Genomic DNA, 23,584 nt, shown 5'->3' with positions numbered 1-23,584 from the left:
ATATGAAAATTCAACTTCCTCCTTTTTTACAGAAGGGCGATAAAGTAGTCATAATATCACCTTCCAGCAAGATCGACAAACAGTTTCTGAAAGGTGCAAAGAAACGGATTGAATCGTGGGGCTTGAAAGTCGCCATAGGAAAACATGCCGGAGGGTCTTCCGGACGCTATGCGGGGACGGTCAAACAGCGGTTGAGCGATTTGCAGGATGCGATGAATGATCCGAAGGTGAAAGCCATTTTTTGCAGTCGTGGCGGATACGGTGTTGTACATTTAATTGATAAGATAGATTTCACTGCCTTTCGCGAACATCCGAAATGGTTGTTGGGGTTCAGTGACATCACTGCCTTGCATAACCTGTTTCAGAAGAATGGTTATGCCTCTTTGCATTCGCTGATGGCACGCCATCTGACTGTGGAACCGGAAGATGATCCTTGCGTGGCCTATCTGAAAGATATCCTGTTCGGTAATCTGCCCGCTTATACATGCGAAAAGCATAAACTGAATAAACAAGGTACTGCACAGGGAACTCTGCGAGGCGGAAACATGGCAGTGGCCTATGGACTGCGGGGAACTCCTTATGATCTTCCGGCAGAAGGAACGGTCTTGTTTATCGAAGATGTGAGCGAACGCCCTCATGCGATTGAGCGTATGATGTACAACCTGAAGCTGGGCGGTGTACTTGAAAAGTTATCCGGACTCATTATCGGGCAGTTTACCGAATATGAAGAAGATTGTTCGCTGGGTAAGGAGCTTTATGCAGCATTGGCAGACCTGGTGAAAGAGTATGATTATCCGGTTTGTTTTAACTTCCCGGTGGGGCACGTGACGTATAACCTGCCGCTTATCAATGGCGCAAAAGTGGAATTTACCGTCGGAAAGAAGAATGTCGAGTTAAAGTTTATTTGTTAATAATCTATTCTATCTGAACGATACTGTGCTGAAAATGACTAATTTTGGAGCCTCAATAGATAAAAGGACGATGAAAAAGAAACCTATGATAGTATTGGCAAGTGTCTTTATGATGTTTTCTGCCTTTTCTTGTGGTGGAGGCAGTAAGACAAGTAGTGCGAACGAGCAAAATGAAAAAGTGGTGGTCAATGTACCTCAATTTGACGCTGACAGCGCTTATCTGTATGTGAAGAATCAGGTCGATTTCGGTCCCCGTGTTCCGAATACGAAAGAGCATGTCGCTTGTGGAAATTATTTAGCGGAGCAACTGGAAGCCTTTGGTGCTCAGGTTACTAATCAATATGCGGACCTCATAGCTTATGACGGTACCCTGCTGAAAGCGAGAAATATTATCGGTTCTTATAAGCCGGAAAGTAAAAAGAGGATAGCATTGTTCGCGCATTGGGATACTCGTCCGTGGGCGGATAATGATGCTGACTCAAAGAATCATCATACTCCTATTTTGGGGGCAAACGACGGTGCCAGCGGGGTAGGTGCTTTGTTGGAGATTGCCCGTCTGGTCAATAAGCAGCAGCCGGAACTGGGTATAGATATTATCCTGCTGGATGCAGAAGATTATGGTGCTCCCCAATTCTATGAAGGAAAGCATAAAGAAGAATTCTGGTGTCTCGGTTCCCAATATTGGGCACGTCATCCTCATGTGCAGGGATATAATGCACGTTTCGGCATCTTGCTGGATATGGTAGGTGGCGAAGGCAGCGTATTTATGAAAGAAGGTTATTCCGAAGATTTTGCACCGGATATTAATAAGAAAGTATGGAAAGCTGCCAAGAAACTGGGTTACGGAAAAACTTTCATGGACGGTAACGGCGGATTGGTAACGGATGATCATCTGTTCATCAACCGTCTGGCGCGTATCAAGACGATTGATATCATTCCCACCAGTCCGGATGGTGATTTCACCCCGACTTGGCATACTGTCAATGATACTATGGATCATATCGACAAGAATACCCTGAAGGCTGTCGGACAGACGGTATTGGAAGTAATCTATAATGAAAAGTGATCTTGTTAGTCCGCTTCTTTGTTACTTCAAAGACCTGACAGCTTTGTGCTGAATTAATAAATTGTTAAACAGTAAATCGTAAATATCATCATGTCAATTAATGAATTACAAGACGAAGTAATTGCTGAATTCAGCGACTTCGATGACTGGATGGATCGATACCAGCTGCTCATAGACTTAGGAAATGAACAGGAACCACTCGATGAAAAATATAAAACCGAACAGAATCTGATCGAAGGCTGCCAGAGCCGTGTGTGGCTTCAGGCGGACGAGGTGGATGGAAAGATCGTATTTAATGCGGAAAGTGATGCTTTGATTGTAAAAGGAATTATTGCTTTATTAATCAAAGTCCTTTCAGGACATACACCTGATGAAATTCTGAATGCTGATCTTTATTTTATAGATAAGATAGGGCTGAGAGAACATCTGTCTCCTACACGTAGCAACGGTTTGCTGTCGATGGTAAAGCAGATACGTATGTATGCGCTGGCATTTAAGGCGAAAGAAGGAAAATAATAAGCATATCATTTTAGGCACGGATAACACGGATTTACGCGGTTTTAAGAGATTATAAGCAACTAAAAACAGCGTAAATCCGTGTTATCCGTGCCTAAAATCAAGTAAACAGCTGTCTTTCGTACTCCTTTCATTTACTAATTTCTTCCTGATACTCCAATATATCTGCCGGTTGGCAGTCAAGTACTTTGCAGATGGCCTCCAGCGTGGAGAAGCGGATTGCCTTTGCTTTTCCGGTTTTTAATATAGAAAGGTTGGCGGGAGTGATATCGATTTTCTCCGCCAGTTCGCCCAGAGAGATTTTTCTGCGCGCCATCATGATGTCAAGGTTTACTATAATTGCCATAATTCTATTTTCTCGGTTTGAGTTAAATCGTGAGCTCCTGTTCTTCTTTCATTTTCAGTCCGATAGCGAATGTCTCTGCTACAATCAGACAGCCAAGTCCCAATAATAAATCAGTCGCTTGTAGCGCCAGGGGAGCAATGATGTATTTGTCGAGTGCGAATACTTCTTTTAATCCCCAGTAATTGACAACTTGAGGAATCAGGTAAAATAGAAAGGAAATGATCAGCAAACTGCCCAGCCAGCGCAGGCGGCGTACATTCTTCCATTCAAATATCTGTGATTTGTTGATGCTCAGAATCAGCATGACAAAGATGATGAGTGCTGAAATGGTGAGCAATGTATTCATTAATGAGCAGGAACTACTGATAATCAGGTAACTGTAATTCACGTCTTTCCCAATGCGCACAGCCATTTGCGTATACATGACGGGCACTTTCTCTTTGCTTTGGGCATTGATGATCGTGTCCGGTTTGATCATAGCGATTGTAGGTACGACATCTACAAACCGGAAATCACCTGCCAGCATGGTACCGTCGCATTGCTTCGGCTCTTTGTGCTGTTCTTTGGCCAGACTCATGCCGGCTTTCATACCTGTTCCAAACTGGTATCCTGTGGTATATAGGGAAAGTCCCAAAACTATGAATACCAATATGCAGAGAATGTTCAAACGTTTTTTCATCGCTGTCTTTTTATTATTTTAGTCTGTGATATTTGTTTCTTCTTTCCAGGGGTAGGGGATGGTTGTTCGGCGCATTCCCCAGATTACTCCTGCAAGTATCAAAACTGCTGCAAAAATAACCATTAGATAAGTGCTGGTATTCATCAGGTCACTCATGTTTTCAGCTTCCGGATATTTTATACTGAGAAATACGGATAAAGAATTGTTCAGTACGTGCATCAGTATACAAGGGATGAGGCTGGCAGTCTTATAATAAGTCCATGCAAACAGGATACCGATCAGAAATGCCGGAAGGATCTGGGCAGGATTGATATGAAAAACGCCGAACAGAAGTGCTGAAAGCAGAATTGCTTTCGTCGGGCTGTACTGTTGCAGCAGTGCCTTGGTGATGGCTCCGCGGAACAACAACTCTTCGAGTACGGGACCTATGATGGCTATGGCAAGAATGCCGCCCCAGCCGGACTGGAGAATATCGAAAGATTGTTCCATGATATTGGGAATCCAGTCCATCAGTTCTGTTAACGCAGATACCACAAAACCGCAGGTAAGGACGGCCAGTGCACTGAAAAAGAGATAAGAGGACGAAACAGGCGACCAGGTTGTTTTCTTTGTGCTGATGTAGCCGGCCTTCCATAAATAGACACCCATCATCAATTGCCCGGCCAGTTGCGCCGGAATCATGAGCATGGTGATAAGCGCATCTTTGTCTAAATTTCCGGTAGTGGCTACCAGATAAATCACACAGGGAATCATGACCAGGATAGGAGCAATGATTTGTGCAATAAGTAGATTCAGTAATATCAGTTTAATAGCAGTTCTCATATTCGTAGTGTTCTTAGCTGAGATACAAAGATAATCGTTTGTTATTTACTGGCAATAAAGCTGCACAGAAACATGGCAATCATTGAGACGGATACTACCAGTATCGATATGCTCATTAGTGACTTTTTCATAAAGTGTTATTTTTTAATAGATGATTGAATGGAAAATAGTTGTTTTTCGATGATTATTTATCGTTTATCGATATGCAAATGTAGAGGTAAGTTTTGAGTTAACAAAGAAAAAGGAGAAAATATTTATCGAAAAACAATAAAAAAGATATGTTTTTCGATATTATTTGTGCTGATGATGGAGGAAGGAAGGGTTATTTACCTCCGTTTGGCAGCAAAGAGGATCGTTTCTGTTTCTTCTGCATCTTTGTGGAGTTGGGTGATTAGCTGGTCGATGCTATCGTATTTTAGTTCGGGCCGTGTCCGCTTCACGAAAGTAAGCCGGATAAATTTGTCATAAATGTCGGAGTGGAAATGAAGGATATTCACTTCGATGGTACGGTTGGGACCATTGTTGATAGTGGGGCGGACACCTATATTCAGCATGCCCATATAAGTTTTTCCGTCGAATGTAACCCATACGGCGTAGACTCCGTCTGCGGGAATCAGTTTGTCCGGATCGTCCACGCTTAAATTGGCAGTGGGGAAACCGATTTTTCTGCCTACCTGATAACCTCCTACTACGGTTCCGTCCAGAAAATATTCGTATCCCAGACAGCGGGCAGCTATATCCACGTCTCCCTGATGTAGTAATTTCCGGATTAAAGAAGAACTGACCGGAACGCTTTGGGAAGCATCTATCCGGATATCGTTTGTGTAAGCTTGTGCACGGATAACATCGATGCCGATAGATTGTCCGTAGCGTACATAATCCTCAAACCCTTCGCTGCGGTTATGGCCGAAACGGTGGTCGTAGCCTATCACCAGATACCTGACCTGATAACGTTCCTTCAGCACCTGAGTCATGAATTCTTTGGCTGTCAGCCGGGAAATGTCGGGCGTAAAATCGAGCATCAGGCAATAATCTACTCCCGTACCTGCCAGCAGGTTTATTTTCTCTTCGGGGGTAGTCAATAATTCCGGATGATAAGTGGCGTTCATCACTTTGCGCGGATGAACAGGGAAGGTTACTAATGCAGAACGCAGACCTTTGGCTGCCGCTATCTCTTTCACTTGTTGAATCAGATAGCGGTGCCCCGTGTGTACACCGTCGAAGAAGCCGATGGTAGCTACACATGGTTCGGGGATCATAGCCGATGTATCATTTATAATCTGCATGTTTGCCATCTTATTTTTTTCTGAAAAGATGGCTCCAGTCTTCACCGGCTTTCGGTGTATAGGTCGAGATACCCAGTTCCTGAGCTACTTTACAGTTTATTTCGGAATCATCAATAAAAAAGGTCTCCTTCGGATCGATACCCGCATCTTCAGTCACTGCTTTGAATATCTCCGGTTCGGGTTTGGCCATTTTCATTTCATAAGAAAGATAAGTCTTTTCGAAGTAGTCCTCTACTTTGAATGTGCGATAGGGGAAAGCGTTTTGGCAAACCCATTGCCAGTGGATGTCATTCGTATTGCTGAGCAGATAGACTACGTATTTCTCGCGTAGTTTGAGCAGCAGATCGAGTTTATATGCAGGGATATCTACTAAAAAACTGTTCCAGGCTGCATCAATCTGCTCATCGCTTACTGCTTTTCCCATCATATCCCTGATGCCGTCGCGGAATTCAGCAGGAGTGATCAGTCCTTTCTCCTGCTGCAAGAAGATTCCGTCTAACTGGTGGGTGCAGAATTTTTCTTCTACATGCTGGAACCCAATCTTTTTAAAGTTCTCAATACAGCGTTCGCGGTCCAGATTTATCAATACACCGCCTAAATCAATAAGTAAGTTTTTAATTCCTTTACTTTTCATTATTTTCTCTTTTGTGAATGATACGTTGAACAAGGCGAATAAGTTCTCCAACCCATAACACCATGGACGAAACGCCTATAATCAGAAGCCACGTCTGCCAGTCGAGCGGCACCGTGCGGAATACAGCTCCACCGAACTGTACGATCAGAAATTGGCCGATCAGGATAGCCAGCACAATTAACTCCATGCCATACGATTTGGAAAGTCCCTTGAATGCTGAGTCGGTAGTGCCGAATACGCGGGCATTGAACAGGTTCCAGAATTGCAACATGACAAAGAAAGTGAAGAAAATGGTGAGGTTGTGTACGTCCATACCTTGCGCGCTGTGGTCGAAATAATAAATCATTCCGAGCAATACGACAAGGAAGAGAGTGCCTACACCTATTATATTAGTACGCATCGCTTTGCTGATGATGAAATCAGTGCTGCGGCGCGGTTTCTCCTGCATGACGGTTTCGCTGGGAGGAATGGAAGCCAGAGCCAGAGCGGCAAAGGTGTCCATGATCAGGTTAACCCACAACATTTGTGTCACGGTCAATGGAAGTTCTGTTCCGATCATTGAACCTAACAGTACGATCAGCAGAGCAACAAAGTTGATTGTTAACTGAAATACGATGAAACGCTGGATATTCTTATACAGAGAACGTCCCCACATAACGGCAGTGCCGATACTGTTGAATGAGTCGTCGAGCAACGTGATGTCACTGGCTTCTTTGGCAACGGAAGTACCTGTACCCATTGACAAACCTACTTGCGCATGGTTCAGAGCAGGTGCGTCATTCGTACCGTCTCCGGTTACAGCGACTACGGCTCCTTTCTGCTGGAGTAGCTGCACAAGACGTTGCTTGTCCGTCGGACGGGCACGCGACATGATTTTGAGATCCATTACGCGGTCCAGTGCTTCTTCGTCACTAAGTTCGGCAAAGGCAACACCGGTGATACGGTTCCGTTCGGTATCTGTTTCCGGTTGCCACAGTCCGATCTGACGGGCAATCTCCGTAGCTGTTCCCGGAGTGTCACCGGTAACAATCTTAATACCGATACCTGCCGACTGGCATTTGGCTACAGCAGCGGGTACATCCGGACGAATCGGATCTGAGATAGCTACGACCCCTAAGAAATTCAGGTCGTTGGCAGATACCAGTTCCGCACAGTCGTTCGGTTCGTTTTCTCCTACTATTTTGAAGGCGAATCCGAGAGTACGCATCGCCATATTCTGATAATTCAGTAACTGCGCTTCTACCGTCGAACGATATTCGACTGCATCCACCCGTCTTCCGTCCAGCACGACTTCCTTACATTTGCCGAGTACGATTTCGGGTGCTCCCTTGATATAGAGTACTTTCTTTCCGATGATCGGAGACTCGACGAGAGTCGCCATGAATTTGCGTTCGGTCGAGAATGTAAGCTGGTCGAGGATATGAGCCTGTTCACGCAGTTCGAGGTAATTTTTGCCTTGACTGTTGAGCCATAATAACAAGGCGACTTCTGTTGGATTGCCCACCCCTTTGGGTTTTTCCCCGGTGGCTGCTTCTTCGAGGAAAGCGGTGGAGTTGGCACTGATTCCCTCTGCGACGAGAGCACTGATATCATCATCGGCCAGATGACCGCCATTTTTGATTCCGTAGAAATTAGGTTCGTGTACCTGCATCAGGTTTTGCGTCAGTGTACCCGTTTTGTCGGTACAAATCACGGTGATAGCTCCCATGGTTTCACAGGCGTGCATTTTTCGTACCAGGTTGTTGGTCGAGAGCATGCGGCGCATATTCAGAGCCAGACTGAGCGTTACACTCATCGGTAATCCTTCGGGGACGGCTACTACAATCAAGGTTACTGCCATCATGAAATATTTGAGGGTCCGCTCGAAAACCGGAAGCCACTCGTGCCAACCGTTCAGCGAACTGAAATCGTAGAACAGCAGTACATCTTTTACAAAGAAAATAAGGAAGGCAAGTCCGGCAACGGTAAATCCTATCTTTCCGATCAGGTTTGCAAGCTTGGTCAGCTGTATATTCAGAGGGGTCGGCTCCAGATTTTCTTCGGTGCTCTGACGGGCTACCTTACCGATCTCCGTAGCGTCTCCTACATGCAGTACGCGCATGGTGCCGTGTCCGTCTACTACTGTCGTACCACGCATCACCAGATTGGAGGCATAGGTTGCTTCTTCATCAAAATCCGCTTCGATTACGGTCTTATTGATCACCGGTTCTCCGGTCAGGTTGGACTCGTTTACTTGCAGTGAGATAGCTTCCAGTAACTGTCCGTCGGCGGGAATCTCTTCGCCTGTTTCCAATATGATAATGTCGTCTACAACGACGTCTTTGCGTGGAATTTCCTGTACATGTCCGTTACGAATCACCTTTACGAGTGTTTCTTCGTTGACAGCGTTCAGTAAGTCGAATTTCTTATTGGCATCGTATTCGAAAAAGAAACCGATACCGGTAGCCAGCAGGATAGCTGCTATAATTCCGATCGTCTCGGCATATTCATTCTCGATAATGGAAATGACTAGTGAGAATATGGCTGCTACCAATAATACGCGTACAACCGGGTCTTCGAATTTTTCGAGGTAAAGCTTCCAAAGGGAAGGGCGCTTGGGGGGTGTTAACAGATTGACACCGTTCTTTTCTCTGCTTTGCAGGACTTCATTGTCCGTAAGGCCTGAATGATAATAATCGTCTTTTTTTGTAGTACTCATGCAGATACATGCGTTTGGTTAGGACCGCAAAAATACAACATAAAATTGTGATAAAATGTTTAATTAAAACTTTTTATGAAGTAACTTTATTCAGGACGGCCACAAGTGCGATAGGGAATCGTAAACCAGAACGTTGATCCTTTGCCCTCTACAGAGTCTGCGCCAATTTGTCCCTCCAGTTTGTTTACGATGGTTTTGGAGATAGAGAGTCCCAGTCCTGTCCCTTTCTTTTCCTTGTTCAGTTTCACAAAGCGACCGAAAACTTCCGGTAGTTTGTCAGCGGGAATTCCGGTTCCGGTGTCTGTGACATAAAAATAAAGTTCGGTGTCTCTTGCCTTGTAGCCTATACGGACATTTCCTTCTTGAGTGAATTTAATGGCATTGGTCGTAAAATTGGAGAGTACCTGTGCAACCCGGTTCCGGTCTGTCTCTATGGTACAGGAGGGAAGCCCCGGCTCTGCTATTATTTGAATATTTCCTCCTGCCTCGTTGACTCTCATTTGGAAAAGTTGTTGCAAGTCGGATAGCAACAGATTGATATCTACTTTGGTATATACAAATTCCAGTGTACCTGCTTCTATTTTCGACATATCGAGAATATCATTCACCAGTTGCAGCAGCAAGTCGGCATTCATTTTGATAATTTCCTGATATTGCGCCTTCTCTTCTTCTGTGTTGGCACTGGCCAGTATTTCAGCAAATCCGGTAATGGCATTGAGGGGAGTGCGGATTTCATGGCTCATGTTAGCCAGAAATGCTGACTTTGAAATATCGGCATTTTCAGCTTTCTCTTTAGCCAGTGTCAGTTCCTTTTCAGCTTGTTTGAGTTGGGTGATATCATGAACGGTGAGGACCATGTTTTCTTCTTCATTAAGGAGAAAATAGGAGCCGGATATGACGGCGTCACATGCTACGGATTTTTTTTCGGCAGTCAGTACGTTCAGGGTTGCTTCCAAGTCAGTGAAGCCTCTTCTTTGCTCGAAAGCCTGACGGATGGCGCAACGTATGGGGCAGGAACCGCAGTAAGCATGTGTACCACAACCGCCCTCTGCTGATAATGCATTGCGGCACTGCAACAAGTCGCCTACTCTCTTTTCTTCCAGGCTCTTTTGTGTTCCTGTCAGTTGGTAGTAATTGGTTTTTAATACTTTGAAGTCGTTATCTATTAATAGAATATAGGCATGAACATTTTTCAGAATAGCACTGGCGATGTGACTGGTATGTTCCAGTTTTCTGGATTCCCGGAATAGTCGCTTTTGCATCCGAAGACATTTTCTCCGTTCCCATAGGTAACTGAGCAGGAGAACTGCGCATAAAATGATCAGAATAGATAGCAATGCTATTAGCATGATGTAACTTGTTGGCTTTGTTCTACAAATATGCTACAAAGATAACTTTTTTACTTGGGATGAAAAAGAAGTTTGAACAATTTGCAGCTATTTACGTTATATTATTTAGTAAACCAATAAAAAGCGAACATTATGAAGAAGTACATTTGCACAGTCTGTGAATACATTTACGACCCCGCACAAGGAGATCCTGATAGCGGTATTGAACCGGGAACAGCTTTTGAAGACATTCCAGATGATTGGACTTGTCCACTTTGTGGAGTCGGAAAAGAAGACTTTGAACCGTACGAAGGATAAAAACTAAAAGAGAGAAGAGATTATTACGAGATGACCGGGTGCATTGCATCCCGGTCTTTTTTGATTTCAGCTCATGCTGAGCTTTGTTTTGTCAGTTTATATATTATATATTACTCAGATGGTCTCCTCGTCGTATCAAAATACTAATCCGAACAGATTAATAAAGGTGTGAATTTAAAGCTGTATTTATCATGACCGGTCATCATATCGGGAGTTTCGTAAAGATCATACAGTACGCTCATAAGTTTAGTTTTTTTGTTGTGTATTTAAAGCTTTCATTCCCGTAAACTATGGGATCGGCTTGAATATTAATTTATTCTACTATAACTTACCTTTCGTACCACCAAGATGGTACGAAAGGTAGATAGTACGCAAAAGTAATGATTTAATGGAGAAAAGGGTTAATTTTACAAGTTTTTTGCGTTAACTATTTATTTCCAGACGCAACTCCTCTTGCATAACTCTGCTTTTCCCGTTGATCGTGTATCGGTATGACAATAGAAATACATTATAAGTGTGTCCGTAAGATTCCTCTACCCTGAATATATTGGGATATTTAGAATCACCTTCTATTGGAGTGACATCAATATCCTTGTATGGCTTTATCTTGACGTGGTTGTTTTCTTCTACTTGCAGTATGATGGCGGTTTTGTTGATGTGATCCACATTGCTTTCAAAAGACTCCGTTCCGGCTATCACGCGTACGCTGTTGTGGGTGAGTGGAAACATCTTCTTGTTGCCTGCGGTTGCCATTCCGTCTGCCAGACCGGTCATTGAATAGTAAACGTTTTCGCCCTGAGTTGCATAATCGTTCTTGATAAGTATCTGATATAGAATGGTGTTCTTGCTTTCATTAATCTCGACGCCGGAGATATCCGTAGCTTTTAATCCTACGAAGTAGGTAGAATCCGGTGACAATCCTTCGGGACGTATCTTGATCATGGTTCTGCCTGTCCGTTCACCTGCATTAATCTGAATCTTGTAATCCAGAATCTCGTATTTGTCACTGGGCAGGAATTTAGCATAACAAGCTTCATCGATGTCATAAAGGGACCGGTTGTAGAATTCTAATGAAGTCAGGTCTTCTTCCAGCCTGATGACCATATTCTTTTTCGGAGCATGCGTACCTCCCGTGCAGGCTGCAATATATCCTGTCGCCTCCTCTCCCGTAGGAGATAAGGTGACTACTTCTTCGAAGGTGTTGTAATAGTCACTGCTGATCAGTGCTACAACATTCTTGTACATTTCCTTTTCAAACAGTGCGTCGTCATTGCATGACGAAAGCGCTATAATAAGTGCGAGTATCGTTATAAGATTTCGTTTCATCTTCTTCTTTATCGTTTAATTTAATAACCCGGATTCTGGTCGAGAGAAGGTAATCTTCTCATTTCGTCACGTGGGATAGGTACCCAGACAGACCTTTTATCAACGACTCTTGTCAGGAAAGAGGAGGAACTCGGGATGACACGCTGGTAGTAAGTCTCTTTGGTGGCGCCGTCGGGGTTCATCCCGCGGATAGGTTCCTGTTCCGTTTCTTCATAGATACCCCAGCGGCGGACATCATAGAAACGTCTGTTTTCCCATAAGAATTCTACCATACGTTCACGTTCTATCTGTTTTTGTATTTCAGACGTATTGTCAAGCTGGCTGGTGGTTAACCCCGGCAGTCCGGCTCTATAACGGACTTGATTAAATGCCTTTTTGATTTCTTCTTTATTCCGGTCTACAGTATAGGACTGCCCGTCCAGTTCTACAGTATGGGCACTGGTCAGGTTGTTGAGTGCCTCTGCATAAGACAACAGGATTTCTGCATAGCGGATAATCGGGTAGGCTTTTTGGATATGTCGGGCTCCTGTTCCGGTCCAGGCATCCATCGGATTATTGTACTTTTTGATGACGTATCCGGTGATAGGGTAGTTGGGAGAGGTGGCTGTTACTCCACCCCGACCGTCTTCATCCTGATAGTAGTACTTTGCCGTGTGGTTGTTGAGGGTCGAACTGGACAATGCCTGCCATACTGCCTCGTTGAATCCTACCGATGCATAGAATCGCATTTCGCGATTGGCATACATCTTATATATGCCGGCGTTGAGAGGATAACCGGAAAAGTTACGCGGTTCGGAAGTGAAACCTGTTTCCGAGTAATATCCGTCGGCTGTGGCTTCTTCCTTTGTACGGCCATCGTCCATCAGATAGGCGTCTACCACTTTCTGAGTGACACAGAAACGTCCCCATCCACCCATGGAGGGGGGGAAAGAACCTTTACTGATGGTTTCGTTGATGTATGTCGTGTTTCTTCCCCAGATTAGCTCCGGATTGATGGCTGCCACAGCTTCACCGGTAAAGATGTCCGAATAGGATTTAAAAGGGTCTATTCCGTTGGCTCCGTCCGGATAGTTGTCGTAGAAATGAGGGTCGGAAGTGACTCCGGCAGGAAGTTCCGGGGTGTTGTCGTCTTTCGCATACGTATAGAGCTTGTATGCTCCCATATCCATTACTCGCTTGGCTGCTGCTGCAGCCACTGCCCAGCGGCTTTCGTCATATTGTTGAGATACATAGTGTACACCATCAGTCTTGCGCTTCCAGTTGCCGAAGTAGGCACTGGCAACAGGTCCTCCGTTGAACAACGGGCTGGCATGTATCAATCGCAGGCGGGCTACCAGACCGAGTGCAGCCCCTTTGGTGGGCCGTCCGAAGTCCAGAGTAGAAACATCCTGAGGCAAAGGCAGCAAACGGGCTGCTTTTTCAAACTCTTCACAAGTATAGTTCATTGTTTCGTCATAGGTGGCTCTGGGGCGGTCGTAGTATTCGATAGGCTCATTCGTATTGACTACCTCATCTCCCAATAAGATTGCCGGACCGTAATCGACTAAGATGTTGTAGTAGGCGAAGGCACGGATAAAACGTGTATAGCCTTCCAGTCTGAGCCGGTCTGAGTTCGTCAGGTCCTTCGGGCGGTCCAGATTTTGCAGGATGCTGTTACATTTACGGATGATTTTATAGTATTTGCCCCATTGGTTCAGGTTGGGTGAACCGGAACCCAAGAAATCCTGCGTGATCTTTCCATTGGCGAAATCCATGCCATGATATATATTGGCTGTTCCGCTTCCGGTCAGTCCGTTAAATCCTTCATCGGTGGCCATGGGGCCCGGTGTATACCCGTTTCGGATGGTCTGTGCCTCATCCGGAAACATCGCTGCTGCTCCCCACATATACGCTTCCATATATCGGGCATTGGTAAAAACCGAATCGATGTTGAATTCATCATCAAAATAATTATCTATGTTTAAGAAATTGCTGCAGGATGTTGTTATCATGACTGCCTGAACCAGGACAAACGCTCTGGTTATTATTTTTATTATTGACCTTTTCATTCTATCGGGTGATGTATTTATTAGAAATTGACATATAATTGCAGGGAATAGGTGGATGGTATGGGATATACACGACCGTTCCAACGAGCTTGTTCCGGGTCGAAGAGTTTCACTTTGTCCCAGACATAGAGATTGTTTCCCACAAATTGGATATCCAGTGAAGAGACTCCTATGCGTCTCAGAAATGCCCAGGCAAGATGGTAATTCAGCGTGATTTCCTGCAGGCGTATGTATCGTGAATCGCCTTGCCAGAAGGTAGACAGTTGGCTGTTGTTGCTATTGTTACCGTATTGCAGGCGGGGAAAGCGTGCGTTCGGGTTTTCAGCCAAAGACGGATCGATTCCATGTGCAAGGGCATAATCTCTGGGAATCCATCGGTTGGCGGGATCGGCAGCTAAAGTAAGTACATTGCCTGTGTTACCTTCGAAGAACGGCATATATCCCATTCCGTTCAGGCGGCTTTCGTCGTTTACCGTGGTCTTTTGTCCTACATAGAAAAAGGAAGTCTTGCCGGTTCCCTTGAACAATACACCTAAAGTCAGGTTTTTGTAACGGATTTCCGCCCCCAGACCGTACATCAGTAACGGGTAGGTGCTGTGTGTCAGCGGCACCATATCCAGCTTGTCTACTATACCGTCTCCATTGATATCTTTATACTTGATATCACCGGGCATTACCTCTCCGAAGGTTTGTTTAGGACTGTATTTGATGTCATCTTCGTCCTTAAACAGTCCGATTGCCTGATAGCCGCGGATAGAATTGTACGGGAAGTTATTATACTCCAGATATGGATACTCCAGATAAGCCTGCTCCCAGTTTTGTACTTTATTTTTTGAATACGTGAAATTTCCTCGTAGCGTGAAGCCGAAATCTGGCGTGATGTCCTGCGTGAAGCTGATATTTCCGTCAGCACCGTAACTTTTCATTTTACCCACATTCGCATACGGATTAGAGACAACTCCTACGTATTCGGGCACTTGTACGCGTTGTTGGAAAATTCCGTTGCGCTGGTCGTGGAAGATGTCGACAACGAAATCGAGCTTGTTATTAAACAGCTTCCCTTCAATACCCAGATTGGACTTGATGGCTTTTTCCCAAGCCAGATTGTCGGCTCCGATACGTGTCTCGTTGATGATTTCGATATTCGTGACTCCCCAGGTCGATCCTGTACCCTCATTCACTTTAGTAAGATAAGGGAACCGGACATCGGTAATCCGGTCGTTACCTACCGAACCGTACGAAGCCCTGATTTTAAGATAGTCGAGCCATGGGAATGTTTCTTGTATAAACTTGTAGCCTGTAGGTACCCAGCCTAATGCAACGGACGGGAAGAAACCATATTGTCTGCCGGGCTGAAAGTTTTCTGAGCCGGTATATCCGAAGTTGACGTCGAGCAGGTAAGTGTCTTTGTAACCGTAAGTAAACCGGCTGGATACCCCCTGATAACGCAATGGAATGGCTGATAGATTGCTTGTAGCGTCATCTGTGTCTTTGGAATCACTGATGTAGTAATAGACCAGTGCGGATGTCCGGTGAACTGTGCCGAAAAGACGGTCGTAATTGAGCGTAGCTTCGAAGTGGTATTTGCGGTACTGACGGGTAGACTTGCTGTATGAGGCTTTTTTCTCCTGTACTGTCTCCTGCATGATAAGTGATCCGTCGCTGGCTCTGCCTAAAGCATTGTAGAGGGCAGGTTGCACGCTTCTCCGCTCACTGAAATAGCTATGGATATCGTAAGCTCCCTGAATACGCAATTTAAGTCCGCTGACTAATTCGGAAAAGTCCTGATTGATAGCTAAAGTTGATTTGCCTTTGTATACTTCGTTGGCAGCCTTTCCCGTATGGTTAATCATGACATAGGGTGATGATAGCTCTCCGGCTCCGCGACCGGGCAGCAAACCATTGGAATATTGGGTCGGGATGGACAATGGAGTGAGTCGTGACTGTGCTCCCCATATATATTCGGTATTGGCTACACCGGGCTGATTCAACTGAGACAGGAATCCGTCGGAACCTAAATAAACTTTCGTCGATTTGGTCAGATTTACGTCGAGATTGATACGGTAATTATAAGTGTTATAGCTTACATTCGAGCTATAAATACTATTCTTGTCTACCTTATAAGCTGCACTTTCATTTTTACCGCCTAAGCTCAGGAAATAACGCGCCACATCACTACCGCCACGACCGCTTACATAATAAGTGTGACGCCAGAAGGTTTTGTTAAGTATCTCATCCTGCCAGTTCACATTGGGATACAGGTCCGGGTCCAGACCATCGCGGATGATTCCCATCTCAGTCTCGTCGTACAAGGGAGTTTCATTTCGTATCGTTCTGGCCTCGTTGGCTAACTGAGCATATTCATAAGCTCCTAAATATTCCGGTAAGCGATTGAGGACGGATAGTGTAGTATTGAAACGTCCGGTAATCTGAATTTTACCCGAAAGACCTTTCTTGGTGTTGACCAGTACTACTCCGTTGGCTCCTCTTACCCCATACACGGCAGTTGCCGACGCATCTTTCAGAATGGAGAAACTTTCTACATCGGCGGGATCAATGGTGTTAAGGTCACCTTCCAGACCGTCAATCAGTACAAGAGCACTGCTGTTGGCACCGAAAGTACCGATACCGCGCACCCAGAAATCGGCTATGTTTTGACCGGGCTCACCGCTGCTTTGCAACGAAATGACACCGGCTGCCCGGCCTCCCAGCAGGTTACTGATGGAGGGGGAGGGAGACTGAATATCTTTGGTGCTGACCGTTGTGATGGCACCTACCGAACTGATTTTTCGCTGAACGTTTCCCAGCCCGACAACGACCACTTCGTCAAGTGAATTGTTGTCTTCAAGCAGTGTGATCGTTAAACCAGTTTTGGGCTCGATGGCCACATGCTCCGACGGCTTGAAGCCGATAAAGGAAAATATCATTTTGTCTCCATAAACTACTTTCAGCTTGAAATTGCCGTCGTTGTCGGTCGTTGTACCTTTGGAGGGTTTGTCTTTGATGTATACCGACACACCGGGCATGGATAGCTTATCCTTATCCACTACAGTTCCGGAAATGGTAAATTCCTGAACTTGTTGTGCGAAAGTTGTTGCCGAAAGCAATAAGCAGAACGACATTAAGTATAAAATCTGTTTGATTTTCATTGTAAATTGACTTTGTTATTCAATAACTAATTTGCGAATGCGTGCATTACCCCAGTCTGCGATGTAAATGTCACCTTGTTCATTAACAGCCACTCCCCAAGGATTTTTGAATAATGATTCTAACGGCCCTCCGTCCTTGTATCCGGCAACACCGGGCTGTCCGGCAACTGTCGTAACTATGTTGTCGGCAGAGACCATACGGATGCAATGGTTCCCGTAGTCGGCTACGAACATGTTACCATCGTTGTCGAACTTGATGTCTTTGGGATAATTAAACAGAGCATCTTCAATCGGACCATCACGAAAGGCACTGCCGCCGGGAGCATTGAGCCGTTTGAATCCGCCTGTTCCATCCGGATCACGGAGGTCGAGTACCGAAATTCCTTGTCTGTAGGCGGTAGGAGCATTGGAGTGAAGTGTTATGTACAAAAGCCAGGGTTTGGCAGGGTTGATAGCTTGTCCGTATTGTGATCCGCTGGGTCCTTGATGAATAATATGGCCTTCAAATGTCTCCGGATCAATCTTGGCGACCTTTCCATCACGGTATCGCGTATACAAATATCCGTCGTAGGGACAAAAAGTGATAAAGTTCTTGTACTTATCGGCATCTACTATTGAATTTAAATCGGACTGTGAGTATTTTATGTTGCGCTGGCGCGGATACCAAGCCTCCCGGGGATCGAAGGTAAACGTTACTTCTTTCACTGATTCGTGTGCAGCAGTCAGCATTCCGGTGGCACGGTCCACTGTCAAACCGTTGGCATAAAGTATACGGTCAGCAGAACCTGCTTCAATCAGCGGAGTCACTATGTTTTGCTGCTCGTTTATTCGGGCGATTCCAAATGTACCGCCATCGCGCCACGACATGAAAAGATTACCTTCGGCGTCCAGATCCAGATATTTACCATACACCTGAGCCGTGGAAAGCGTTCCGGCAAGAAAGCTTGTTTCACCGTTTCCGGTAACTGTACTAACTAATGTCTGAGTATGATAAGCATATGTTTCTTCGTAAGTAACGGAGTCTGCATCGACTACCACGGAAATACGGGGATTATCGCCCGGAAGGCGGGGGACAATAGCATAAATGCGGCTTCCACTGGATGAAACGACGGAGGCTCTGGCGTTGTTGAAATACACCTTGATTTTGCTTACGTCGTTTCCGAAATTTTCTCCATCCAGGAGAATTTTATCACGTGCTCCTCCTTCTTTGGGATAGAAGGAGGTCAGTACAATCGGTTTATCGGATTTGTGGATTTTCTCCGTGGACTCATTGTAGCTTTCACAACTGGAGAAATAGAAGAAAGCTCCCAGAAAATAGACTAGTGATAAGTATCGATTCATAAAGTAATAATTTAAAATTAAATGATTGTCTGCATACTGTCCGTTAAGTCTCTGACATTACACAGCTAAATTTGTATATATATTTATTTCGTGTTTCTGATTGTTTACGCTTGGGGTAGTTGGACTTTACAGCTTAATGGTGTAATTCAAGCCTTTGTCGGGGGCTACAATGAAGTTTGTTACCTCAAAATTGCAGTCTCCTCCTTTGATACCATTCTCAAATTTCACAGAAATTGTATGTTGGGTATGTGGCTTTAGTGTCATTTCGCGGAAGTAAACCAGAGAAGTATCATGCGCAGTCTTTTTCAGCTTCAGTACCAGATCGGTAGAATTGGTAACAGAGAGTGTCACTTCTTTATCGGTGCGCTTCACCTCTTTTATTTCTATACATTTTTCAAAGAATGGCCGGAGGATTTCTTCACGCCCAATCACCAATTCGCGGTAGTAAGCGGCAGTACGGCGATTGTCAAGTGCTTCACGGATACCTTCTACAGTACGTTCTTTGGCAAAAACAAATGTCATCGTGCGGTGTTCGCCTTTGGCAAAATCATAATCAGTCTGAATAGGCTGATGGATATCGGAAGTTCCTATCATCGTCAGATTTTTGTCCAGACACCATTGAATGGCTTCGGGCATAAAAAGTCCCCCGTTGGCTACCTCGATGCCGTGCATGCAACCGTCATTGTAAAGTTGTGTATGCTCAGGCCACCACAGTGTAGAATCCGGTTGTTGACGTGCCCAACCCGGGTGATTCCAGAAGATAAACGCATTTTGTTTTTTGGCCTCATTGAAAGCGTCTTTATACCCTTTCTGTTCTAATGGATTAGAGTCGGACAGGAAGATGGCATTAAAATGTCCCGGGGGCATGGAACGGGTAATCTCGCTACCTCTGATTAAAAGTATTCCTAACTTTTTGGCTTGTTTCTGGGAAAGTTCGTAGGAACGGTTATGATCTGCCACAATATCTTTCTTGTGCGGACGGTATTCAATGTGTTCCGTCAAAGAAATGGCGTCCAGTCCTTCCCTGTACGCTTCGTCTACGCGTACGGTAGGCCATACCAGGCCATCGGAAAAAACGGTGTGCATGTGAAAGTCACATTTTAGTGTAGTATACCCATCCGGATTGGGCACTTGAATCTCATGGCGGCGTTGCGCTTGTGCACTCATTAAACATGTTACTGCTAGTGCAACTCCAATCAATACTTTTTTAAATTTCATCTTTTTTGCTTTAAATTAGATAATTGGTTTTCTTAAAAAAGCCTTTGCTTTGTCATTGAAGAATGGTAGTAAACATAGGCTCCTGTGTATTTTGGTGCAAATGTATATGCAAAAACAAGACTTACAATAGGAGCAGTAAAAGCTTAACGGGAACTTCATGGAAAAGAAATGTAATCGTTAATGTCTGTAAAAAAACGTAATACCTTTGTAAACTATGGATGCTTGTATAGACGGGGAGTTGTTTCACTTGTGTGAAGAAGATATTCAGAATGGTATGTTAGGATGGGGGACGAACGGTTCGCCTAAAAACAAAAAGAAATGGATGGTCTGTTTTATGCGTTATAGCATAAAACAGACCATCCATTTCTTAGGTTAGATTTTTCTTTTTCAGGAAGCTTTCTTCTCTTTTACATCACTGCTGGCTTCTACCACATTCACTACATAGTCACCCAATTTTTCGCATTCGGCGATGATATCCATGTAATAGACTCCCATCTGATAATCATATTCCTTGTTGTTAACATCCAGAATATTCTGATTCTTCAATTGGTTGCGGTAGTTATTGATTTCATTTTCAATGTTGAAAGACTTATTGATATCAATGCTTTGATGTTCCGGTTTCTCTACCACCACAATCATTTGTGCAAGAGCATCATCGGTCAGTTTCATCATGAAGTGGATGTGCTCGTATTGCTTTTCGGTAAAGTCCTGATTTGTCTGGCGTTTCCGGTTGATGGTGCGTGCCAGATTATAACAGCTGTCTCCGATGCTTTCAATTTCCGTTACTTCGCGCAGCATGGCACGTATCTGCAACTTACTTTCAGAACTCAAACGACCTTCGGATACTTGATTCAGGTAGTTGGCTATTTCCAGTTCCATGTTGTCGCTGATGTTCTCGTATTTCTCTACCCGGCTAAACAGTTTGTTGAAGTCATCATCCTTGTCGGTATGCAGCAAGTCCTGCACCATCCCGAACATACGATGCGTACGTTCGGCAAACAAGTGAATTTCTTTGCGTGCCTGCAAGATCGAAAGTTCCGCAGTAGAAAGCATACCACCGGTGATAAACCGCAGGCGAGGTTCCTCGTCTTCCTCCTTTGGACGGATTAATGCACATACAGTACGTTCGATCAGTTTCACACCCCATATCAAAAGACATACGTTACAGATATTGAAAATAGAGTGGAAAGCGGAGAGTTTATAGGAAATAGCAACTTCCGGATTATTAGTTTGGAAGAAGGTATCTACCACCCAATTGACAAGTTGTATGAAAGGGTGGAAGATGATTAATACCCAAATAACACCGAATACATTAAAAACAAAATGGGCCAATGCTGCTCGCTTAGCCTGTGTGTTGGCTGTTAATGCGGCAAGATTGGCCGTGATGGTAGTTCCGATATTTTCACCCAATACGAGTGCTGCTCCTAGTTCCAGGCTGATCCAGCCATTGGCGCACATAATTAATGTTATTGCCATGGTGGCAGCTGATGCCTGTACGATCATTGTCAGTATGGTACCGATGAATAAGAACAGGAGGATGGAGAAGAATCCCATATCCGTGTAGTTCTGAACAAAGGCGAGCATTTCCGGGTTGGCGTTCAGGTCGGGAGCGTTTGCTTTCAGGTAAGAAAGTCCCATGAAGAGGAAGGAAAAACCGAAAATGAATTCACCGATGGATTTACGGTTGCTCTTGCCGGAGAAGATGAGCGGAAGGGCGATGGCCAGAAGTGGGAGAGCGAAAGCGGCCATGTCAACCTTAAATCCGAAAATAGAAATAATCCATGCGGTAACTGTCGTTCCGATATTGGCACCCATGATGACACTAATGGATTCGGCGAGAGTTAACAGTCCTGCATTAACGAAACTGACGACCATCACTGTTGTCGCCGAAGAGGACTGGATAAGGGCTGTGATTAACACTCCTGTTAATACCCCCGTTACCCGATTGGTGGTCATAGCTGTCAGGATACTTCGTAACCTGTCACCTGCGACCTTTTGTAAGCCCTCGCTCATTATCTTCATGCCATAAAGGAAGAGCCCCAACGAGCCTATGAGCTTTAAAAAATCATAAAAAGAATATTCCATCTATAATAATTTTAGTGGTTGTTTGTTCTCTATCTGATTACTAAGTATATTTAGTCCCATGTATTCACCTTATAAACAGACTACGATGAAACAGATGTTACAAATATGTTGCAAAAATAATAATATTTATAAAGAATTCCCTATCGGAAGCTCACTTTTGGATATTTATTACGGTTTTAATCTTAATTTTCCTTATCAGGTAGTCAGTGCCAAGGTGAATAACCGCTCCGAAGGACTCAATTTCAAGGTTTATAATAATAAGGATGTAGAGTTCCTCGATGTACGTGATTCGTCAGGGATGCGCACTTATGTACGGTCGCTCTGCTTCGTCTTGTTTAAGGCTGTCAGCGAACTTTTTCCGGAAGGAAAACTGTATGTGGAGCATCCGGTATCTAAAGGTTATTTCTGTAATTTGAGAATTGGACGTCCTATTACCTTGGAAGATGTGACGCGTATCAAGCAGCGCATGCAGGAAATCATAGCCGAAAATATTTCTTATCATCGGATCGAATGCCATACGACTGAGGCTGTACGTGTGTTCAGTGAACGGGGAATGAATGATAAAGTGAAACTGCTCGAAACTTCGGGTTCACTATATACCTATTATTATACGTTAGGGGATACCATTGATTATTATTATGGTAATCTGTTGCCCAGCACCGGGTATCTAAAGTTGTTCGACATCGTGAAATATTACGATGGCTTGCTTTTGCGTATTCCGAATAAGGACAATCCGGATGTATTGGAAGAAGTGGTGAAGCAGGAAAAGATGCTGGATGTATTTAAGGAGTATCTGAACTGGAGTTACATTACAGGCCTTAACAATGCCGGAGATTTTAATATCGCTTGCGAAGAGGGGCATGCTACGGATTTGATTAATGTGGGAGAAGCATTGCAGGAAAAGAAAATAGCCCAGATAGCCGATACTATTTTCCACCGGGGAGAAAACGGTAATCGTGTGAAACTGGTACTGATTTCCGGTCCGTCGTCTTCAGGAAAGACAACGTTCAGTAAACGGCTCTCCATACAGTTGATGACAAACGGGCTCAAACCGTTCCCGATATCATTAGATAATTATTTTGTAGACCGTGAGGAAACTCCTTTGGATGAAAACGGCAACTATGATTACGAGTCTCTTTATGCGCTCGATCTGGAACTGTTTAATCAGCAGTTACAGGCTTTGCTGCGTGGTGAAGAGGTGGAACTTCCCCGCTTTAACTTTTCTCTTGGAAAGAAAGAGTATAAAGGTGATAAACTGAAAATAGAAGATAATACCATTTTGATATTGGAAGGTATTCATGCGTTGAATCCGGAATTGACACCACATATTCCCGAGGAAAAGAAGTTTAAGATTTATGTTTCGGCATTGACTACTATTTCTTTGGATGACCACAACTGGATACCTACGACTGATAATCGTCTGCTCCGCCGCATTATTCGTGATTTTAATTATCGGGGATATTCGGCTCGCGAGACTATTTCCCGTTGGCCCAGTGTGCGTGCCGGTGAAGATAAATGGATTTTTCCTTATCAGGAAAATGCTGATGTCATGTTCAATTCTGCTTTGCTGTATGAATTTGCGGTTCTTCGTTTACATGCGGAACCCATTCTGATGGGAGTACCGCGCAATTGTCCGGAATATTGTGAGGCATATCGGTTACTGAAATTTATTAAATATTTCGTTCCGGTGCAGGATAAAGAAATCCCCCCGACATCTTTGCTCAGAGAGTTTTTGGGAGGAAGTAGCTTCAAATATTAGATAATAATTTTATTTAAGATATTTATTTTGGAATTTATAGTCATTGTATAAATA

At 44.4% G+C, this 23,584-nt stretch carries 19 protein-coding genes; 6 read left to right on the top strand and 13 right to left on the bottom strand.

All coding sequences use genetic code 11. The features are described 5' to 3' along the window. Positions 1–2: 2 nt before the first annotated feature. The 3 genes from K6V30_RS02125 to K6V30_RS02115 all read left to right on the top strand — a co-directional run bounded on the left by K6V30_RS02125 (position 3) and on the right by K6V30_RS02115 (position 2,493). Positions 3–911: a S66 peptidase family protein gene (locus tag K6V30_RS02125; RefSeq protein WP_010535509.1), complete on the top strand. Its 909-nt coding sequence runs from the start codon at positions 3–5 to the stop codon at positions 909–911. 70 nt (positions 912–981) lie between these two features. Beyond that, entirely contained in the window at positions 982–1,977 is a 996-nt protein-coding gene (locus K6V30_RS02120; RefSeq protein WP_055268922.1) for a M20 family metallopeptidase, read from the top strand. Between the two features lie 90 nt (positions 1,978–2,067). Next, positions 2,068–2,493 carry a SufE family protein gene (locus K6V30_RS02115; protein ID WP_010535507.1) on the top strand — a complete coding sequence of 142 codons (426 nt, stop codon included), beginning with the start codon at positions 2,068–2,070 and terminating at the stop codon, positions 2,491–2,493. A gap of 130 nt (positions 2,494–2,623) precedes the next feature. On the opposite strand, the gene K6V30_RS02110 is transcribed toward K6V30_RS02115, so the two are convergent. The 7 genes from K6V30_RS02110 to K6V30_RS02080 form a co-directional block, all read right to left on the bottom strand. Next, on the bottom strand, positions 2,624–2,839 hold the full coding sequence (locus K6V30_RS02110) for a helix-turn-helix domain-containing protein (protein ID WP_010535506.1): 216 nt from the start codon (positions 2,837–2,839) through the stop codon (positions 2,624–2,626). A 22-nt stretch (positions 2,840–2,861) separates the two neighbouring features. Beyond that, on the bottom strand, positions 2,862–3,518 hold the full coding sequence (locus tag K6V30_RS02105) for a DUF2975 domain-containing protein (RefSeq protein ID WP_010535505.1): 657 nt from the start codon (positions 3,516–3,518) through the stop codon (positions 2,862–2,864). 18 nt (positions 3,519–3,536) lie between these two features. Then, entirely contained in the window at positions 3,537–4,340 is an 804-nt protein-coding gene (locus tag K6V30_RS02100; RefSeq protein WP_055268921.1) for a CPBP family intramembrane glutamic endopeptidase, read from the bottom strand. A gap of 326 nt (positions 4,341–4,666) precedes the next feature. After that, a complete protein-coding gene (locus K6V30_RS02095; protein ID WP_055269031.1) occupies positions 4,667–5,626 on the bottom strand; it encodes a bifunctional riboflavin kinase/FAD synthetase in 960 nt (319 codons plus the stop codon). Between the two features lie 10 nt (positions 5,627–5,636). Further along, positions 5,637–6,260, bottom strand: coding sequence for an HAD family hydrolase (locus tag K6V30_RS02090; protein ID WP_010535502.1), 624 nt, complete (start codon positions 6,258–6,260; stop codon positions 5,637–5,639). Beyond that, positions 6,250–8,958 (bottom strand): calcium-translocating P-type ATPase, PMCA-type, encoded by a 2,709-nt coding sequence (locus K6V30_RS02085; protein ID WP_010535501.1) that lies wholly within the window; start codon positions 8,956–8,958, stop codon positions 6,250–6,252. The genes K6V30_RS02090 and K6V30_RS02085 overlap by 11 nt, the downstream gene beginning before the upstream one ends. A gap of 86 nt (positions 8,959–9,044) precedes the next feature. After that, entirely contained in the window at positions 9,045–10,220 is a 1,176-nt protein-coding gene (locus K6V30_RS02080; protein ID WP_010535500.1) for a sensor histidine kinase, read from the bottom strand. A 219-nt stretch (positions 10,221–10,439) separates the two neighbouring features. Between K6V30_RS02080 and rd the strand changes: the two genes are divergently transcribed. Then, positions 10,440–10,604 carry a rubredoxin gene (gene rd / locus K6V30_RS02075; RefSeq protein ID WP_010535499.1) on the top strand — a complete coding sequence of 55 codons (165 nt, stop codon included), beginning with the start codon at positions 10,440–10,442 and terminating at the stop codon, positions 10,602–10,604. A 423-nt stretch (positions 10,605–11,027) separates the two neighbouring features. Here the strand turns inward: rd and K6V30_RS02070 are convergent, their stop codons facing one another. The 5 genes from K6V30_RS02070 to K6V30_RS02050 form a co-directional block, all read right to left on the bottom strand. Continuing rightward, positions 11,028–11,930, bottom strand: coding sequence for a BT_3044 domain-containing protein (locus K6V30_RS02070; protein WP_055268920.1), 903 nt, complete (start codon positions 11,928–11,930; stop codon positions 11,028–11,030). A gap of 20 nt (positions 11,931–11,950) precedes the next feature. Further along, a complete protein-coding gene (locus K6V30_RS02065) occupies positions 11,951–13,978 on the bottom strand; it encodes a RagB/SusD family nutrient uptake outer membrane protein (protein ID WP_022301527.1) in 2,028 nt (675 codons plus the stop codon). A 20-nt stretch (positions 13,979–13,998) separates the two neighbouring features. Next, positions 13,999–17,127: a SusC/RagA family TonB-linked outer membrane protein gene (locus K6V30_RS02060; RefSeq protein ID WP_081030760.1), complete on the bottom strand. Its 3,129-nt coding sequence runs from the start codon at positions 17,125–17,127 to the stop codon at positions 13,999–14,001. A gap of 15 nt (positions 17,128–17,142) precedes the next feature. Further along, a complete protein-coding gene (locus K6V30_RS02055) occupies positions 17,143–18,468 on the bottom strand; it encodes an IPT/TIG domain-containing protein (protein ID WP_010535495.1) in 1,326 nt (441 codons plus the stop codon). Between the two features lie 126 nt (positions 18,469–18,594). Further along, positions 18,595–19,686 carry an Sb-PDE family phosphodiesterase gene (locus K6V30_RS02050; protein WP_010535494.1) on the bottom strand — a complete coding sequence of 364 codons (1,092 nt, stop codon included), beginning with the start codon at positions 19,684–19,686 and terminating at the stop codon, positions 18,595–18,597. Between the two features lie 214 nt (positions 19,687–19,900). Here K6V30_RS02050 and K6V30_RS02045 point away from each other — a divergent pair, with 214 nt between their 5' ends. Continuing rightward, a complete protein-coding gene (locus K6V30_RS02045) occupies positions 19,901–20,062 on the top strand; it encodes a hypothetical protein (protein WP_022301526.1) in 162 nt (53 codons plus the stop codon). A gap of 11 nt (positions 20,063–20,073) precedes the next feature. Here K6V30_RS02045 and K6V30_RS02040 read toward each other — a convergent pair whose 3' ends face one another. Continuing rightward, entirely contained in the window at positions 20,074–21,771 is a 1,698-nt protein-coding gene (locus K6V30_RS02040; RefSeq protein ID WP_010535493.1) for a Na/Pi cotransporter family protein, read from the bottom strand. An 85-nt stretch (positions 21,772–21,856) separates the two neighbouring features. On the opposite strand from K6V30_RS02040, the gene K6V30_RS02035 reads away from it, so the two are divergent. Then, on the top strand, positions 21,857–23,530 hold the full coding sequence (locus K6V30_RS02035; protein ID WP_029425039.1) for a nucleoside kinase: 1,674 nt from the start codon (positions 21,857–21,859) through the stop codon (positions 23,528–23,530). The last annotated feature ends 54 nt before the right edge of the window (positions 23,531–23,584 follow it).

This window comes from Bacteroides faecis (assembly GCF_020091505.1).
Classification (GTDB): Bacteria; Bacteroidota; Bacteroidia; order Bacteroidales; family Bacteroidaceae; genus Bacteroides; species Bacteroides faecis.
The sequence above is the reverse complement of the archived record's forward strand: the minus strand, read 5'-3'. Positions and strand labels throughout refer to the sequence as shown.

Coding starts and splice junctions, on each gene's coding strand:
- K6V30_RS02125 (WP_010535509.1), top strand. CDS start 3: ATGAAAATTCAACTTCCTCCTTTTTTACAGAAGGGCGATAAAGTAGTC.
- K6V30_RS02120 (WP_055268922.1), top strand. CDS start 982: ATGAAAAAGAAACCTATGATAGTATTGGCAAGTGTCTTTATGATGTTT.
- K6V30_RS02115 (WP_010535507.1), top strand. CDS start 2,068: ATGTCAATTAATGAATTACAAGACGAAGTAATTGCTGAATTCAGCGAC.
- K6V30_RS02110 (WP_010535506.1), bottom strand. CDS start 2,839: ATGGCAATTATAGTAAACCTTGACATCATGATGGCGCGCAGAAAAATC.
- K6V30_RS02105 (WP_010535505.1), bottom strand. CDS start 3,518: ATGAAAAAACGTTTGAACATTCTCTGCATATTGGTATTCATAGTTTTG.
- K6V30_RS02100 (WP_055268921.1), bottom strand. CDS start 4,340: ATGAGAACTGCTATTAAACTGATATTACTGAATCTACTTATTGCACAA.
- K6V30_RS02095 (WP_055269031.1), bottom strand. CDS start 5,626: ATGCAGATTATAAATGATACATCGGCTATGATCCCCGAACCATGTGTA.
- K6V30_RS02090 (WP_010535502.1), bottom strand. CDS start 6,260: ATGAAAAGTAAAGGAATTAAAAACTTACTTATTGATTTAGGCGGTGTA.
- K6V30_RS02085 (WP_010535501.1), bottom strand. CDS start 8,958: ATGAGTACTACAAAAAAAGACGATTATTATCATTCAGGCCTTACGGAC.
- K6V30_RS02080 (WP_010535500.1), bottom strand. CDS start 10,220: ATGCAAAAGCGACTATTCCGGGAATCCAGAAAACTGGAACATACCAGT.
- rd (WP_010535499.1), top strand. CDS start 10,440: ATGAAGAAGTACATTTGCACAGTCTGTGAATACATTTACGACCCCGCA.
- K6V30_RS02070 (WP_055268920.1), bottom strand. CDS start 11,930: ATGAAACGAAATCTTATAACGATACTCGCACTTATTATAGCGCTTTCG.
- K6V30_RS02065 (WP_022301527.1), bottom strand. CDS start 13,978: ATGAAAAGGTCAATAATAAAAATAATAACCAGAGCGTTTGTCCTGGTT.
- K6V30_RS02060 (WP_081030760.1), bottom strand. CDS start 17,127: ATGAAAATCAAACAGATTTTATACTTAATGTCGTTCTGCTTATTGCTT.
- K6V30_RS02055 (WP_010535495.1), bottom strand. CDS start 18,468: ATGAATCGATACTTATCACTAGTCTATTTTCTGGGAGCTTTCTTCTAT.
- K6V30_RS02050 (WP_010535494.1), bottom strand. CDS start 19,686: ATGAAATTTAAAAAAGTATTGATTGGAGTTGCACTAGCAGTAACATGT.
- K6V30_RS02045 (WP_022301526.1), top strand. CDS start 19,901: ATGGATGCTTGTATAGACGGGGAGTTGTTTCACTTGTGTGAAGAAGAT.
- K6V30_RS02040 (WP_010535493.1), bottom strand. CDS start 21,771: ATGGAATATTCTTTTTATGATTTTTTAAAGCTCATAGGCTCGTTGGGG.
- K6V30_RS02035 (WP_029425039.1), top strand. CDS start 21,857: ATGAAACAGATGTTACAAATATGTTGCAAAAATAATAATATTTATAAA.